This window comes from Serratia nematodiphila DZ0503SBS1, assembly GCF_000738675.1.
Taxonomy (GTDB): domain Bacteria; phylum Pseudomonadota; class Gammaproteobacteria; order Enterobacterales; family Enterobacteriaceae; genus Serratia; species Serratia nematodiphila.
Genome location: NZ_JPUX01000001.1, coordinates 315,330 through 331,124 on the forward strand (window position 1 = coordinate 315,330; position 15,795 = coordinate 331,124).

The 15,795-nt window shown below is 61.8% G+C and carries 12 protein-coding genes; 9 read left to right on the forward strand and 3 right to left on the reverse strand.

All coding sequences use genetic code 11. The features are described 5' to 3' along the window. Nucleotides 1-315: 315 nt before the first annotated feature. The 5 genes from dppA to dppF all read left to right on the forward strand — a co-directional run bounded on the left by dppA (nt 316) and on the right by dppF (nt 6,009). Complete coding sequence (gene dppA / locus JL05_RS01430; RefSeq protein ID WP_004934126.1) at nt 316-1,923, forward strand: dipeptide ABC transporter periplasmic-binding protein DppA; 1,608 nt, start codon at nt 316-318, stop codon at nt 1,921-1,923. A 170-nt stretch (nt 1,924-2,093) separates the two neighbouring features. Further along, entirely contained in the window at nt 2,094-3,113 is a 1,020-nt protein-coding gene (gene dppB, locus JL05_RS01435) for a dipeptide ABC transporter permease DppB (RefSeq protein WP_004934128.1), read from the forward strand. An 11-nt stretch (nt 3,114-3,124) separates the two neighbouring features. After that, nucleotides 3,125-4,027 (forward strand): dipeptide ABC transporter permease DppC, encoded by a 903-nt coding sequence (dppC, locus tag JL05_RS01440; RefSeq protein WP_004934130.1) that lies wholly within the window; start codon nt 3,125-3,127, stop codon nt 4,025-4,027. 15 nt (nt 4,028-4,042) lie between these two features. Beyond that, complete coding sequence (dppD, locus tag JL05_RS01445) at nt 4,043-5,023, forward strand: dipeptide ABC transporter ATP-binding protein (protein WP_004934132.1); 981 nt, start codon at nt 4,043-4,045, stop codon at nt 5,021-5,023. After that, the gene (gene dppF, locus JL05_RS01450) at nt 5,020-6,009 is read left to right on the forward strand and encodes a dipeptide ABC transporter ATP-binding subunit DppF (RefSeq protein ID WP_033631460.1); all 990 of its coding nucleotides are present in this window, start codon (nt 5,020-5,022) and stop codon (nt 6,007-6,009) included. The genes dppD and dppF overlap by 4 nt, the downstream gene beginning before the upstream one ends. A 296-nt stretch (nt 6,010-6,305) precedes the next feature. On the opposite strand, the gene bcsG is transcribed toward dppF, so the two are convergent. Genes bcsG through bcsE form a run of 3 tightly spaced genes read right to left on the reverse strand, consistent with a single transcriptional unit; the run spans nt 6,306 to nt 9,716 of the window. Beyond that, nucleotides 6,306-7,961: a cellulose biosynthesis protein BcsG gene (gene bcsG, locus JL05_RS01455; protein WP_033631461.1), complete on the reverse strand. Its 1,656-nt coding sequence runs from the start codon at nt 7,959-7,961 to the stop codon at nt 6,306-6,308. Beyond that, a complete protein-coding gene (gene bcsF / locus JL05_RS01460; RefSeq protein WP_004934139.1) occupies nt 7,958-8,161 on the reverse strand; it encodes a cellulose biosynthesis protein BcsF in 204 nt (67 codons plus the stop codon). Before bcsF ends, bcsG begins: the two co-directional genes overlap by 4 nt. Then, entirely contained in the window at nt 8,148-9,716 is a 1,569-nt protein-coding gene (gene bcsE, locus JL05_RS01465; protein WP_033631462.1) for a cellulose biosynthesis protein BcsE, read from the reverse strand. The genes bcsF and bcsE overlap by 14 nt, the downstream gene beginning before the upstream one ends. A gap of 189 nt (nt 9,717-9,905) precedes the next feature. Here bcsE and bcsR point away from each other — a divergent pair, with 189 nt between their 5' ends. The 4 genes from bcsR (at nt 9,906) to bcsB (ending at nt 15,792) form a co-directional block, all read left to right on the forward strand. Continuing rightward, nucleotides 9,906-10,097, forward strand: coding sequence for a cellulose biosynthesis protein BcsR (gene bcsR / locus JL05_RS01470; RefSeq protein WP_033631463.1), 192 nt, complete (start codon nt 9,906-9,908; stop codon nt 10,095-10,097). Nucleotides 10,098-10,100: 3 nt separating this feature from the next. Further along, the gene (gene bcsQ, locus JL05_RS01475; protein ID WP_033631464.1) at nt 10,101-10,841 is read left to right on the forward strand and encodes a cellulose biosynthesis protein BcsQ; all 741 of its coding nucleotides are present in this window, start codon (nt 10,101-10,103) and stop codon (nt 10,839-10,841) included. Next, nucleotides 10,838-13,441 (forward strand): UDP-forming cellulose synthase catalytic subunit, encoded by a 2,604-nt coding sequence (bcsA, locus tag JL05_RS01480; protein WP_033631465.1) that lies wholly within the window; start codon nt 10,838-10,840, stop codon nt 13,439-13,441. The genes bcsQ and bcsA overlap by 4 nt, the downstream gene beginning before the upstream one ends. A gap of 62 nt (nt 13,442-13,503) precedes the next feature. Further along, a complete protein-coding gene (bcsB, locus tag JL05_RS01485) occupies nt 13,504-15,792 on the forward strand; it encodes a cellulose biosynthesis cyclic di-GMP-binding regulatory protein BcsB (protein WP_033631466.1) in 2,289 nt (762 codons plus the stop codon). Nucleotides 15,793-15,795: the final 3 nt, after the last annotated feature.

The following is a 15,795-nucleotide window of genomic DNA, read 5'->3' on the forward strand; positions in this document are numbered from 1 at the left end:
ATAAATTTTCATGCTGGAACTGTTAACAAAAGGTTTTTTTTATGTTTGTTTGCTGTTTCTCACAGTCTGCGTAAATCCCCACTGGTTATATTGACGACACCCCAAACAGTTGGCAACTTGATAGCCTCAGGGGTAAGAGCGAGAGTTGTTTGAGTGAATTCCACGCGCTCAGACGTCCCCGCCGCGATGCGTTCCATCCGGCATTCTCTCCTCGTACGCCTTCTGCCTTCGGGCGCCGATCGCACAGGCCACGCAATAAAAAATACAGGTCTGGCGGCAATTACACACATCACATCACACAATGGAGCACTAACGATGACACGTTCCTTGGGTAAATCGGGGATTCTGAAATTCGGTATTGGGCTGATCGCGCTGACCGTGGCGGCCAGCGTACAGGCCAAGACGTTGGTTTACTGTTCTGAAGGTTCCCCGGAAGGGTTCAACCCGCAGCTGTTTACCTCCGGCACCACCTATGACGCCAGCTCGGTACCAATCTACAACCGGCTGGTCGAATTCAAGACCGGCACCACCGAGCTGCAGCCGGGGCTGGCTGAGAAGTGGGACGTCAGCGAAGACGGCAAAACCTACACCTTCCACCTGCGCAAAGGCGTGAAGTGGCAGAGCAGCAAGGACTTCAAACCGACGCGCGATTTCAACGCCGACGACGTGGTGTTCTCCTTTGAACGCCAGTTGGATGCGAACAACGCCTATCACAAAGTGTCCGGCGGCAGTTACGAATACTTTGAAGGCATGGACATGCCGAAGCTGATCGCCAAGATCGAAAAAGTGGACGACAACACCGTGCGCTTCGTGCTGAACCGCCCGGAGGCGCCGTTCCTGGCTGACCTGGGCATGGACTTCGCATCCATTCTGTCCGCCGAATACGCTGACGTGATGATGAAAGCCGGCACGCCGGAGAAAGTCGATCTGAACCCGATCGGCACCGGCCCATTCCAGCTGCTGCAATACCAGAAAGACTCCAAGATCCTGTACAAGGCGTTCGACGGTTTCTGGGGCACCAAGCCGAAGATCGATCGCCTGGTGTTTTCCATCACGCCTGACGCCTCCGTGCGCTACGCCAAACTGCAGAAAAACGAATGCCAGGTGATGCCGTATCCGAACCCGGCCGATATCGCCCGCATGAAACAAGACAAATCCATCAACCTGATGGAACAGCCGGGCTTGAACGTGGGCTATCTGTCGTTCAACGTCGAGAAAAAGCCGCTGGATAACCTGAAGGTGCGTCAGGCGTTGACCATGGCGGTCAACAAGCAGGCGATCATCGACGCGGTCTATCAGGGCGCGGGCCAGGCGGCCAAGAACCTGATCCCGCCGACCATGTGGGGCTATAACGACGCGGTGCAGGATTACGCTTACGATCCGGCCAAGGCGAAAGAGCTGCTGAAAGAAGCGGGCATGGCCGACGGTTTCAGCATCGATCTGTGGGCGATGCCGGTACAGCGTCCTTACAACCCGAACGCGCGCCGCATGGCGGAAATGATCCAGGCCGACTGGGCCAAGATCGGCGTGAAAGCCAAAATCGTGACCTATGAGTGGGGTGAATACCTCAAGCGCGCCAAAGCGGGCGAGCACCAGACGGTGATGATGGGCTGGACCGGCGACAACGGGGATCCGGACAACTTCTTCGCCACGCTGTTCAGCTGCGCGGCGGCGAAAGACGGCTCCAACTACTCCCGCTGGTGCTACAAGCCGTTTGAAGATCTGATTCAACCGGCGCGCGCCGAATCCAACCACGACAAGCGTATCGAACTGTACAAACAGGCGCAGGTGGTGATGCACGATCAGGCTCCGGCGCTGATTGTCGCACACTCCACCGTGTATGAGCCTGTGCGTAAGGAAGTGAAAGGCTACGTCGTGGATCCGCTCGGTAAGCATCACTTCGAGAATGTCTCTGTAGACTGATTTCGACCGCTTTACCGGAGACGCACGAATGGACTTGCAGGGGCGCAACAGGTTTGCGCCTCTGCTGACCAGTCTCCGGCGTATGGCCGTCGAATCGTTCAAAGGCATGTGAGCGTTAATAAGCCTGGCGGACGATGAGCTGCCGGGCATTGATACAGAGAGTTCGGGATATGTTGCAGTTCATACTCCGACGTTTGGGGTTAGTTATCCCAACGTTTATCGGCATTACGTTGCTGACTTTTGCATTCGTCCATATGATCCCCGGCGACCCGGTGACCATCATGGCCGGGGAACGCGGTATCTCCGCCGAGCGCCACGCGCAGCTGATGGCGGAAATGGGGCTGGACAAGCCGCTCTATCAACAATATTTCTCCTACGTGTCCAACGTGCTGCACGGCGATCTGGGCACCTCACTCAAAAGCCGCATCTCCGTCTGGAGCGAGTTCGTTCCGCGCTTCCAGGCCACGCTGGAGCTGGGTTTCTGCGCGATGCTGTTCGCGGTGCTGGTGGGCATCCCGGTCGGGGTGCTGGCGGCGGTCAAACGCGGTTCGGTCTTCGATCACACCGCGGTGGGCATCTCGCTGACCGGCTATTCGATGCCGATTTTCTGGTGGGGCATGATGCTGATCATGCTGGTGTCGGTGCAGCTTAACCTGACGCCGGTGTCGGGGCGCATCAGCGACACGGTATTCCTCGACGACAGCCAGCCGCTGACCGGCTTCATGCTGATAGACACCCTGATCTGGGGCGAGCCTGGCGACTTCGTCGACGCGGTGATGCACATGATCCTGCCGGCCATCGTACTGGGCACCATCCCGCTGGCGGTGATCGTGCGCATGACCCGTTCCTCGATGCTGGAAGTGTTGGGCGAAGACTATATCCGCACCGCGCGCGCCAAGGGCGTGAGCCGCATGCGAGTTATCGTCGTCCACGCGCTGCGCAACGCGCTGCTGCCGGTGGTGACGGTGATCGGGCTGCAGGTCGGCACCATGCTGGCCGGCGCTATTCTGACGGAAACCATCTTCTCCTGGCCGGGGCTGGGCCGCTGGCTGATCGACGCGCTGCAGCGCCGTGATTACCCGGTGGTGCAGGGCGGGGTATTGCTGGTCGCCTGTATGATCATTCTGGTTAACCTGCTGGTAGACGTGCTCTACGGCGTGGTCAACCCGCGTATTCGCCACAAGAAATAAGGGGCGCTCTCATGTCTCAAATCACTGAGTCTGCAGTTAAAGGTGCGCCGAAGCCGATGACCCCGTTTCAGGAGTTTTGGCACTATTTCAAGCGCAATAAAGGGGCCGTGGTCGGCCTGGTGTATATCGTTCTGATGCTGGTGATCGCGCTCGGCGCCGGCGTGCTGGCGCCGCATGCGCCGGCGGACCAGTTCCGCGACGCGCTGCTCAAGCCGCCGGTGTGGCAAGAAGGCGGCAGCTGGCAATATATCCTCGGCACCGACGACGTGGGCCGCGACGTGCTGTCGCGCCTGATGTACGGTGCACGGCTGTCGCTGTTGGTCGGCTGTCTGGTGGTGGTGCTGTCGCTGATCATGGGCGTGATATTCGGCCTGCTGGCCGGTTACTTCGGCGGCGTGGTGGACGCGATTATCATGCGCATCGTCGACATCATGCTGGCTCTGCCGAGCCTGTTGCTGGCGCTGGTGCTGGTGGCGGTATTCGGGCCGTCGATCGTCAACGCCTCGCTGGCGCTGACCTTCGTCGCCCTGCCGCACTATGTGCGTCTGACGCGCGCGGCGGTGCTGGTGGAGGTCAACCGCGACTACGTCACCGCTTCGCGGGTGGCGGGCGCCGGCGCGCTGCGCCAGATGTTCGTCAATATTCTGCCTAACTGCCTGGCGCCTTTGATCGTGCAGGCTTCTCTCGGTTTCTCGAACGCCATTCTGGACATGGCCGCTCTCGGCTTTCTGGGCATGGGCGCGCAACCGCCAACGCCGGAGTGGGGCACCATGCTCTCCGACGTGCTGCAGTTCGCGCAAAGCGCCTGGTGGGTGGTGACCTTCCCCGGCCTGGCGATCCTGCTGACGGTGCTGGCATTTAACCTGATGGGGGACGGTTTGCGTGACGCTCTCGACCCCAAACTCAAGCAGTAACAGAGGACGAGAGAGATGGCGTTATTGAATGTAGACAAGCTTTCGGTGCACTTCGGTGACGAAGGCACCCCGTTCCGCGCGGTAGACCGCATCAGTTACAGCGTGGAGCAAGGTCAGGTGGTCGGCATCGTCGGTGAATCCGGCTCCGGAAAATCCGTCAGCTCGCTGGCGATCATGGGCCTGATCGATTTCCCCGGCAAGGTGATGGCCGACAAGCTGGAGTTCAACGGCCAGGATCTGCGCAAGATCTCCGAAAAAGAGCGCCGCCAGCTGGTGGGCTCCGAAGTGGCGATGATCTTCCAGGATCCGATGACCAGCCTGAACCCGTGCTATACCGTCGGTTACCAGATCATGGAGGCGCTGAAGGTGCATCAGGGCGGCAACCGCCGCACCCGCCGCCAGCGCGCTATCGACCTGCTGACGCAGGTGGGCATTCCCGATCCGGCCTCGCGGCTGGACGTATACCCGCACCAGCTTTCCGGCGGCATGAGCCAGCGCGTGATGATCGCCATGGCCATCGCCTGTCGGCCGAAGCTGCTGATCGCCGACGAGCCGACGACCGCGCTCGATGTGACTATCCAGGCGCAGATCATCGAACTGTTGCTGGACCTGCAGCAGCGCGAAAACATGGCGCTGCTGCTGATCACTCACGATCTGGCGCTGGTGGCGGAAGCGGCGCATCACATCATCGTGATGTACGCCGGCCAGGTGGTGGAATCCGGCAAGGCGGCGGAGATTTTCCGCGCGCCGCGCCACCCGTACACCCAGGCGCTGCTGCGCGCGCTGCCGGAGTTCGCCGCCGACAAGGCGCGGCTGGCTTCGCTGCCGGGCGTGGTGCCGGGCAAATACGATCGCCCGACCGGTTGCCTGCTCAACCCGCGTTGTCCGTACGCCAACGAACGCTGCCGTAACGAGGAGCCGGAACTGCGCAGCATTCCCGGCCGTCAGGTTAAATGTCACACACCGCTGGATGATGCGGGGAGGCCGACCGTATGAGCCAGAATCAACCTTTACTGCAGGCGATTGACCTGAAGAAGCATTACCCGGTGAAAAAGGGCCTGTTCGCGCCGGAGCGGCTGGTCAAGGCGCTCGACGGCGTGTCGTTCATCCTGGAGCGCGGTAAAACGCTGGCGGTGGTCGGTGAGTCGGGCTGCGGCAAATCAACGCTCGGCCGCCTGCTGACGATGATTGAAGTGCCGACCGGCGGCGAGCTGTATTACCAGGGGCAGGATCTGCTGAAGCCGGACGTCTCGGCCGAGAAACTGCGGCGCCAGAAGATCCAAATCGTGTTCCAGAATCCTTACGGATCGCTCAACCCGCGCAAGAAGGTCGGGCAGATCCTTGAGGAGCCGCTGTTGATCAACACGTCGCTCAGCGCCGCCGAACGGCGGGAAAAAGCGCTGGAGATGATGGCGAAGGTCGGCCTGAAGACCGAGCATTACGACCGCTACCCGCACATGTTCTCCGGCGGTCAGCGCCAGCGTATCGCTATCGCCCGCGGGCTGATGTTGAATCCGGACGTGGTGATTGCCGATGAACCGGTGTCGGCATTGGACGTGTCGGTGCGCGCGCAGGTGCTGAATCTGATGATGGATCTGCAGCAGGAGCTGGGGCTGTCCTATGTGTTCATCTCGCACGATCTGTCGGTGGTGGAACATATCGCCGACGAGGTGATGGTGATGTACCTCGGCCGCTGCGTGGAAAAGGGCAGCAAAGAGGCGATCTTCAACAACCCGCGCCATCCGTACACCCAGGCGCTGCTGTCGGCGACGCCACGGTTGAACCCGGATATGCGCCGCGAGCGCATCAAGCTGACCGGCGAACTGCCCAGCCCGATGAATCCGCCGCCGGGCTGTGCGTTCAATGCCCGCTGCCGCCGCGCTTTCGGCACCTGCGTGCAGCTGCAGCCGCAGCTCAAACAGTACGGTGAGCAGATGGTGGCCTGCTTTGCGGTCGATCAGGACGAACATCCGGGGGCGTAAAGCGTCGAACGCCATCGCTTAAATTCACGCCGGCATCACGCCGGCGTTTTTTATTACTCAATAAAAGGGTTAATAAGTAGAAAACTACCACAGTCCGCCCTTTTAATTATCTCCCTAATTAAATTCTGATAAGAGTTATTTTTCTAAGAATCTTCGTACGAGAATAATGACCGAATTATAGAATTCAACGGGTTGTTGTTAACAACATTATATCGGCCTATCGGCTTCACCATTTTTATTATAAAAGCCCAAAAAAAAACGCGCCGGCGGCGCGCTTTAGGTTGATGAGGCCGCGCTTATTGCGGATAAGGCACCCAGTCGCCGCCGTTCAGGCGAATGTAAGGTTTCCCCTGATATTGCATCACGATGGCGTTGTCGTTTTCGGAGATGACCGGGGTCTGCGGCAGCCCCTGGGTCAGCGCCTGCCAGTCGACGCTGGATTCGCTGAAGACCTTGCCGTCCACCAGGCGCGACACCAGTTCAGACAGCGCCAGATAGCTGCTCGGCGTTTTGATCTGCAGCGGGCTGCCCTGATGCGGCGCCTTCATGCCCACCAGTTTGATGCCGACCGGCGTATGGGTGATGTTCGGGCTGGGAATATCGCGCAGGCCGGACATCTGCATCTTGTCGCCCACCAACGCCGCGCCGTGTTCCGGCACGATCACCACCACCACTTTGCGGCCGGATTTCTCCAGCTGATCGAGGAAGGTGTTCAACTGATCGAACAGCTTCTGCGCGCGCGGCTGGTAGTCGGCGCTTTTGTTGGAGCCGACGAAGCGGTTGCCGTCGTGCAGCGGGATGACGTTGAAGAAGGTGGCGGTGCGGCCGTCACCGCCTTTTTGCTGCTGATCCAGCCAGCGGGTCAGCAATTCCAGATCGTTATAAATCGGCTCACCGTCGAACGACGTCAGCTCGTTGCCGACGCCGGCCTGCGACATCAGCGGCGCCTGCATGCCGCCCTGTTCACGCAGTTCTTTCAGGAAGTTGCCGAACACCCCGGAGTGATCGAGCATCAGCTGTTCCTTGAAGCCGAGCTTCGCCAGGTTGTCGAACAGGTAACACTGCTGGTTCACCGGCTGATACAGATCGTGATGCGAAAGCTGGCCGCAGCTGGCGCGCAGCAGGCGGATGGACGCCGGGCCGCTGTAGGCGGTGGCCGAGTTGAAGCTGTCGAACATGATGTCCAACTTCGACCACAGCGGATGATTCTGCAGGTTGACCGCCTCCATATCGGCCCAGGCCAGCGAACAGATGTTGATCACCAGCAGATCGAACGGTTGGGCGTCGGCGGGCAAAGTGGCCGGGAACGCGGTGGCGCGGCCTTTTTCCCGCTCGTAGAACTGGTTCAGGTAGGCCGTCAGGTTGGCGCTGGTCGGCGGCAGGCTGTCTGCCGGCGCAGCGTCCCCCGCCGCCGGCGCTGATGTGGCCGGGGTATTGGCGCCGCCGGCGGCAGCCGTGGAAGTGGCGGGCAGCAGTGAAACCGCCGGCCCGGCGATGTTGACGATATTGAGCCACGCCAGCGCCGCCACGGTGAACACCGTGACGCGCACCCACTGTGCGACGAACAGGTAGGCGATAAACAGCACGAAGGCCGCGCCGATCATCTGCCAGTTGATAAAGCGGTTGATCAGCTCCAACAGATACTGGGCGCTGAAGCCGGCCAGCTGCGAGCCCTGGCTGAGGATGCTGTTGATGCCCGGCAGCCAGGTGTCGTGGTAGAACAGCGCGATGCCGATCGGGATAGCGAGGTAATGGCGCCAGCGATGCAGGCGTTGCGAAGGGATCGGCATCAGCAGAAACGCCATGAACACCAGGTTCGGCAGCGCGTGGAAATTCAGGTAGCCGAACCACAGCAGGGCGAATTTGGCCAGAAAGTAGAGGTTCCAGCCGCCCAGCCCGCGCCAGTAGCGCCACAGAGCGTTATCGGATTGCGTCTTCGAGTTTGGATTCATGGCTGCTTCTTACGTTTAATCTGAGATGAGGAGCCTGTGCGCACCCATAAACCGGCGGATTTCAAATAGCGCGGCGATAACAACAGGTTTTGCCAGTATTGACGCAAATGCGGAAAACGCCGGTGAAAGGCGTAGCCCAGCGGAATGAAGATCAGCGCGCACAGCAGGATCAGTTGCACGATGTCGTTAAGGTTCAGCATGCGGTTCCTCCTGCGGGCCAAGCGGCAGCGTTAAGGCGACCGGCTGCCGCCGTTCCGCGGGCACCTCGGCCGCCGCCACGCGGGGGCGCGGCGCGGCACCGGCGGTGCCGGTGGCCGAAATCTGCCAGCGCCCCTGGGCCATGCGTTTGATTTCCGAAATGATATCGACGTCCTGGTGCCACACCACCCGGTTGCTGAAGGCTTCATCCACCGGCAGGCGGAAGATGAACTTCAGCGCGGTATCCAGATCGTTGATGCGGCAGGTGGAAAGGAACAGCACCAGCCGCCCCTGCACCACGGTCATCACGTCGCCGAACCGCCGCAGGTGGCACAGGGTCATCGCCTGTTCGGCGCGCAGACCGGTGGCCGGGCGCAACGCCACCATCACGCCTTTGCCGTCCTCAGGCAGCAGCGTGTTGCTCATCAGTGAAAGCACCGCTTGGCTGAACGCTTCCGGCCGCATGTAACCTTTGAGCTGCAGCGGACGCAGCCCGGCCAGCAGCGCATCGATGTCGGCGGGCACATGCCGTGAGAAGCGCTGCCCCTGGATGCCCTCGAGCATGGTCAGAAAACGCGACAGCGGCGCGACGTGCGGCACGATCAGGTTGGCGCCGCAGGCCAGCAGCAGCCGTTCGTCGCTGTAGCGCAGGCTGGCGCTCATCTCGCGCACCGCGATTTTCAGGCCGTTGCCGCGGCTGCGGCGCAGGGTGTGGATCTGGTGCGCCAGATGATCGATTTGGTCGCTTTGATACAACGCGAAAATCAACGTCGCCGAGAGTCTCAGCATGCCGTGCTGCGCCAGTTCGTCGTTGCTCTCCAGCAGTTGCCAGTTGGCGGACAGCGGCGGCGCGCCTTCCAGGATGCTGCGCTCGGCCAGATACAGGCTTTCGTCGCTGCGTAAGGCGGTGGGGGAGGGTTGGCTATTTTCATCCTCGCCCTGCCAGCCGCCTTCCGCCGCATACAAGGTCAGCAGCTGGTTGGCGTTGATGCCGTTTTCGGTGCTCCACCAGTTCACCAGGTATTGCGCGCTGTCCTGCTGCCATTGCAGGCTGGACAGGCCGTTCAGGATGCGGTGCTGTGCGCTGAGCTGCCCTTTGAGCTTATTGATGCCGCCGCCGTGGCTGAGGATCAACAGCGTACAGCCCTGCCGCCGCAGCCAGGCGGCGAGGGTGCGCGTCCACTCGCGCAGCTCTTCGGTGGTGAAGGTTTGCCACAGGCTGGCGTGGGCCAGCAGGATAAGTAAGCGATTTTGCGGCCGCAGGGCGCGCATCAGATCGTCGTTCAACTGTGTCAGCGCGGCTTTTTTCTCCGGTAATTGATACAGCGGCAGCTTCTGCAACGCGGGCGCAGCCAGCTCGGCCAGCAGGCGCTCGGGTTTGTCTCCGCTGCAGATCAGGGCGGCTTTGTGGGTGGCCGGTTGAGCGGCGATGACCTGGCGACACAGCAGCGCGGCGTCGCTTTGCCTGTCGATATTGATCCAATAAAGACCGGGGGCCTGCATCACCGACAGCTCTTCCCAAATCTGCCGAATGCCTAGAGAAAAAGAGTGCGCCATAGGATGTGTTCTACTTTCGTTGAAAGCCGACTAAAGGCGTTTATATTTAAAGATAGCCATTTTTACGCTGGCAATAACAAATCTCCGACGCTCTTAAACAATATTTGTTGAGAATCATCTTATTGCCTCTCTCTTTTTGTATCGTTGCTATAGTTAATTAACATAGCCTATTTTCGCCAAGGCGGAAGAATGAATAACGCACCCACCCATTTTCGTGCAGCGGCGCCTGGGGAGAGCCAGGATGACCTGCAGGCGCTCAGCCAGGCTTTTTCATTGCCGAAATTACGCTATGTCGATATTTCGCGGCAGGAGCGGTTAATGCAAATGATGACGCGCTGGCCACTGTTGGCCGAACTGGCGCAGACCACAGGGAGCCACTGATCTATGCCGGTGCTCGCGCTGCAAGGGTTGCGGGGTGGAATGGGGACGACCTCGGTCACGGCGGCGCTCGCCTGGGCGTTGCAGCAGCTGGGCGAGTCGGTGCTGGCGATCGACTTCACGCCGGATAATCTGCTGCGCTTGCATTTCAACACCCCGTTCGAGCTGGCGCGCGGCTGGGCCCGCGCGGAGCGGGATGGCGGCCTTTGGCAGGAAGGCGCGCTGCGTTATTGTGAAAACCTCGACTTTCTGCCTTTTGGCCGCCTGAATGGGGCGGAACGGCTAGAAGTGCAGCACCAGTGTCGGCAACAGCCGGAACGCTGGCGCGACAACCTGCGCCAACTGATCGCCGGCGATCCGCAGCGCTGGATCCTGCTGGATGTCCCGGTCGGGGACGGCGTGCTGGCGCAGCAGGCGCTGCAGCTCGCCGACAGCGTGTTCGTGCTGTTGAACCCCGATGCCAACTGTCAGGTGCGGCTCCATCAACAGACGCTGCCGAATGACTGCCATTTCCTGGTCAATCACTACTCCTCCGCCAGCCAGCTGCAGCAGGATCTGCATCAGCTGTGGCTGCAAACCCTGAGCGGCCTGCTGCCGGTGGTGATCCACCGCGACGAAGCGTTGGCGGAAGCGCTGGCGGTCAAACAGCCGTTGGGCGAGTATCGCCCCGAGAGCCTGGCGGCGGAAGAAGTGCTGACGCTGGCCAACTGGTGCCTGATCAACCTCAAACGGGGCGTTGCGCCATGAGCCGGGTGCTGAGCCTGCTGCTGGTACCGCCGGTGCGTCAGGCGGTGCTGGCGCGCTACCGCGGCTATCGCCGCAACGGCGCGTCGGCGCTGACCGCCTTTTTCGCCACGCTGCTGGTGGCGCTGGGGTGGATGCTGCTGCGCTTCGAGTCACCGGCCTGGCAGCGCGTGCGCGTCGGCCGCGCTTACTGGTTCCCGCATCTGTCCGCCGAACGCCCGCGCCCGGCGGATGCGCTGCGCTATTTGCTGCAGGGCCTGTGGCTGCTGCTGTTTCGCAGCGGTCGTGCGCCGGTGCCGCGCGACTATTTCGCCGGGTGGCGGCGGCTGCAGCAGCGCTATGCCGACTGGCTGCAGAGCCTGCCGCAACGGCTGAAAAACGCCGGCGTGGAACAGCGTTCGGTAGAGCGCCTCGGCCGCATGAACCGCGGCATGCGACGCGCGCTGTTTATTCTGGTCGGCGTGCTGGCGGCGATCCTCGCCATACTGTGCATTTCGCAGCCGTTCGATCTGTCGGCGCAGTTCGTGTTCGTCGTGCTGCTGTGGGGGATCGCGATGGTGGTGCGCCGGGTGCCGGGGCGTTTGCCTGCGCTGATGCTGATCGTGCTGTCGCTGACCGTGTCCTGTCGTTACCTGTGGTGGCGTTATACCGCCACGCTGAACTGGGACGATCCGCTCAGCCTGGTGTGCGGCCTGTTGTTGCTGGTGGCGGAAACCTACGCCTGGGTGGTGCTGGTGCTGGGCTATTTCCAGACCATCTGGCCGCTTAACCGCCAGCCGGTGCCGTTGCCCGAAGACAGCGCCACCTGGCCGACCATCGATCTGATGGTGCCGACCTACAACGAAGACCTCGGGGTGGTGAAGCCCACCCTCTATGCGGCGTTGGGCATCGACTGGCCGAAAGAGAAAGTGAACATCTATATCCTCGACGACGGCAATCGCCCCGAATTCCGGGCGTTCGCCGCCGAAGTGGGGGTGAAATACATCGCCAGGCCGACCCACGAACACGCCAAGGCCGGCAACATCAACAATGCGCTGAAGCAGGCCACCGGCGAGTTTGTGGCGATTTTCGACTGCGACCACGTGCCGACGCGCTCCTTCCTGCAGCTGACCATGGGCTGGTTCTTCAAAGACAAAAAGCTGGCGATGCTGCAGACCCCGCACCACTTCTTCTCGCCGGATCCGTTCGAGCGCAACCTCGGCCGCTTCCGCCAGACGCCCAACGAAGGCACTTTGTTCTACGGGCTGGTGCAGGACGGCAACGACATGTGGGACGCCACTTTCTTCTGCGGCTCTTGCGCCATCCTGCGCCGCAGTGCGCTGGACGAGATCGGCGGCATCGCGGTGGAAACCGTCACCGAGGACGCCCATACCTCGCTGCGATTGCACCGGCGCGGGCACACTTCGGCCTATATCCGCATTCCGCAGGCCGCCGGGCTGGCGACCGAGAGCCTGTCGGCGCATATCGGCCAGCGCATTCGCTGGGCGCGCGGCATGGTGCAGATCTTCCGGCTCGATAACCCGCTGCTGGGCAAAGGGCTGAAACTGGCGCAGCGTCTGTGCTACGCCAACGCCATGCTGCACTTCCTGTCGGGTATTCCGCGGCTGATCTTCCTCACCGCGCCGTTGGCGTTTTTACTGCTGCATGCCTACATCATCTTCGCGCCGGCGCTGGCGATCGCGCTTTATGTGCTGCCGCACATGATCCACGCCAGCCTGACCAACTCGCGCATCCAGGGAAAATACCGCCATTCGTTCTGGAGCGAAATCTATGAAACGGTGCTGGCCTGGTATATCGCGCGGCCGACAACGGTGGCGCTGTTCAATCCGCACAAGGGCAAATTCAACGTGACCGCCAAGGGCGGGCTGGTGGAGGAGGAGCACGTCGACTGGGTGATCACCCGGCCTTACATGTTCCTGGTGGTGCTTAACCTGGCTGGGCTGGCGTTCGGCGCCTGGCGGCTGGCCTATGGCCCGACGGACGAGGTGATGACGGTGATCATCAGCCTGGTGTGGGTGCTGTACAACATGACCATTCTCGGCGGCGCGGTGGCGGTGGCGGTGGAGGCCAAGCAGGTGCGCCAGGCGCACCGCGTGGAGATCGCCATGCCGGCGGCGATCGCGCGTGCCGATGGCCACCTTTACCCCTGCACGCTGCGCGATTACTCCGACGGCGGCGTGGGCATTGAGATGCGAGTGGAAAACGCGTTGAAAGATGGCGACAAGGCCTCGCTGTTGCTCAAGCGCGGCCAGCAGGAGTACAGCTTCCCCTGTGTGGTGACGCGCGCCTTCGGCAACAAGGTGGGGGTGCGTCTGGTCAGTCTCTCCACCCGTGAACACATCGATTTCATTCAGTGCACCTTCGCCCGCGCCGATACCTGGGCGCTGTGGCAGGACGGGTTCCCTGAAGACCGGCCGATCGAAAGCCTGCGCGACGTGCTGGCGTTGGGCTTCCGCGGCTATGTGCGCATGGCGGACTACGCGCCGCCGCTGGTGCGCGGCCTGCTGGTCGGGGTCACTTCGCTGACCGCCTGGGTAGTGTCGTTTATTCCGCGCGGCGTCGGCAGGGATCCGACCTTGGGTCAACAAGAAACAGTGGGTTAGCTGCGAGTTCAACCGCCCGCTCACTCGCCCGGTGAACAGGCTCCAACATTGATGATGATACGATGACGCGAAAAATAACCTGGTTAACTGCTCTGGCCTTAGGCATCAGCACCCTGTCGCAGGCCGAAACCGCTACCGCGCCGACCGTGGCGGCCCAGCCGCCGATCGCCGCGGCGGCCGATACGGCGACCGCGCCGCAGGATCCGAATGCGCCGGTGCGCGACGTGTCGCTGCCGTTCGCGCAGATAGCGCCGCCGCCGGGCACCTTTGTTCTGCGCGGCACCCGGCCGGACGGGCAGATCGAATTCGGCGTGCGCAGCGATGAGGTGGTCTCGCAGGCGATGCTCGACCTGGAATTTACGCCGTCGCCGGCGCTGATCCCGGTCGAGTCGCACGTCAAAATCTATCTGAACGACGAATTGATGGGCGTGACCACGATCGCCAAGGAGCAGTTGGGCAAGCCCAATCGCATCCAGATGGCGATCGATCCGCGCTATATCACCGATTTTAACCGCGTCCGGCTGGTGTTTGTCGGCCATTATCAGAACATCTGCGAAAACCCGGCCAGCACTTCGCTGTGGCTCGACGTCAGCAAGTCCAGCGCGCTGAAGCTGCGTTTCCAGACGCTGCCGGTGAAAAACGAGCTGTCGCACTTCCCTGAGCCGTTCTTCGACAGCCGCGACAATCGGCCGCTGACGCTGCCGATGGTATTCGCCGGCCAGCCTGATCTCGCCCAGCAGCGCGCGGCGGGCATTCTGGCCTCCTGGTTCGGCAGCAAGGCGCAGTGGCGCGGGCAATCCTTCCCGACGCTGTATAACGCGCTGCCGGCGCAGCACGCGGTGGTGTTCGCCACCAACTCGCAGCGCCCGGATTTCCTGCGCGATTATCCGGCGGTCAACGGCCCGACGGTGGAGATGATCAGCCACCCCGACAATCCGTACGTCAAACTGCTGTTGATTCAGGGGCGTGACGACAACGATTTGATCACCGCGGTGAAGGGCATCGCGCAGGGTAACATCCTGTTCCGCGGCCAGAACGTGACGGTGGACAAGGTGGAACAGCTCGCGGCGCGCCAGCCTTACGACGCGCCGAACTGGGTGCGCACCGATCGGCCGATGACCTTCGCCGAGCTGCAGCAATATGCCGAACAGCTGCAAACCAGCGGCATCGAACCCGGCCCGATTTCGCTGACCATGAATCTGCCGCCGGATCTGTTCCTGATCCGCAGCACCGGCATCGACATGCACCTGAAATACCGTTATACCGCGCCGCGTATTCAGGACGGTTCGCGGCTGAGCGTCAGCCTGAACAACCAGTTCGTGCAGGCTTACTCGCTGGTGCCGGAACACGAGCAGGGCGCGCAGCTGCTGCGCCTGCCGCTGACGCAGGGGCTGCTCGACTCCGACAGGAACGTCAGTATCCCGGCGTTGCGGCTGGGCGCCACCAACCAGCTGCGCTTTGACTTTGACTACACCACGCTGCTGGCCAGCGGCGCGGAAGGGCGCTGCGAAACCTACTCCTTCACGCAAAACCACGCGGTGATCGACGGCGCGTCCACCATCGATTTCTCCGGCTATCGCCACTTTATGGCGATGCCGGATTTGCGCGCCTTCGCCAACGCCGGCTTCCCGTTCAGCCGCCTGGCGGATCTGTCGCAAACGCTGGTGTTGGTGAACCAGAAACCGCAGCCGGCGCAGGTCAGCGCGCTGCTGAACGCGCTAGGCGTGATCGGCGCGCAAACCGGCTACCCGGCGCTGGCTTTTACGCTGAGCGACGACTGGTCGCAGGCCAAGGATCGTGACGACGATATCCTGATGATCGGCACCATTCCGCCGGCGCTGCGCGACGACAAGAAAATCAGCCTGCTGGTGGACGCCACTCAAAGCTGGGTGAAGCAGCCGACGCGCCAACCGCCGTTGCCGAGCGCGGAATTGCTGGCCGAGGACGCCAAGCCGGACAGCAAGACCACCGTCAGCTCCGAGGGCGCAATGTCGGCGATCATCGGCGTGCAATCGCCGTTCAACGATCAGCGCAGCATCGTGGCGCTGCTGGCGGACAGCCCGCGCGGCTATGAGTTGCTGAACAATGCCCTGCTGGACAGCGGCAAACGTGCCGCGGTGTTCGGCTCGGTGGCGGTGATCCGCGAATCGGGGGTCAACAGCTTGCGCGTCGGCGATGTTTATTATGTCGGCCACCTGCCGTGGTGGGAGCGGCTGTGGTATGCCCTCTCCACCCACCCTGTTCTGCTGGCGGTGCTCGCGATGGTGCTGGTGGTGATCCTGGGGCTGATGCTGTGGCGTGGCCTGAAGGCCTTCAGCCGGCGGCGTCTGGCGCCTGAAGATCGGGATTGACGG

What these genes read in the sequence shown, in the direction of transcription:
- dppA (WP_004934126.1), top strand. Translation starts at nt 316, where the DNA reads ATGACACGTTCCTTGGGTAAATCGGGGATTCTGAAATTCGGTATTGGG.
- dppB (WP_004934128.1), top strand. Translation starts at nt 2,094, where the DNA reads ATGTTGCAGTTCATACTCCGACGTTTGGGGTTAGTTATCCCAACGTTT.
- dppC (WP_004934130.1), top strand. Translation starts at nt 3,125, where the DNA reads ATGTCTCAAATCACTGAGTCTGCAGTTAAAGGTGCGCCGAAGCCGATG.
- dppD (WP_004934132.1), top strand. Translation starts at nt 4,043, where the DNA reads ATGGCGTTATTGAATGTAGACAAGCTTTCGGTGCACTTCGGTGACGAA.
- dppF (WP_033631460.1), top strand. Translation starts at nt 5,020, where the DNA reads ATGAGCCAGAATCAACCTTTACTGCAGGCGATTGACCTGAAGAAGCAT.
- bcsG (WP_033631461.1), bottom strand. Translation starts at nt 7,961, where the DNA reads ATGAATCCAAACTCGAAGACGCAATCCGATAACGCTCTGTGGCGCTAC.
- bcsF (WP_004934139.1), bottom strand. Translation starts at nt 8,161, where the DNA reads ATGCTGAACCTTAACGACATCGTGCAACTGATCCTGCTGTGCGCGCTG.
- bcsE (WP_033631462.1), bottom strand. Translation starts at nt 9,716, where the DNA reads ATGGCGCACTCTTTTTCTCTAGGCATTCGGCAGATTTGGGAAGAGCTG.
- bcsR (WP_033631463.1), top strand. Translation starts at nt 9,906, where the DNA reads ATGAATAACGCACCCACCCATTTTCGTGCAGCGGCGCCTGGGGAGAGC.
- bcsQ (WP_033631464.1), top strand. Translation starts at nt 10,101, where the DNA reads ATGCCGGTGCTCGCGCTGCAAGGGTTGCGGGGTGGAATGGGGACGACC.
- bcsA (WP_033631465.1), top strand. Translation starts at nt 10,838, where the DNA reads ATGAGCCGGGTGCTGAGCCTGCTGCTGGTACCGCCGGTGCGTCAGGCG.
- bcsB (WP_033631466.1), top strand. Translation starts at nt 13,504, where the DNA reads ATGACGCGAAAAATAACCTGGTTAACTGCTCTGGCCTTAGGCATCAGC.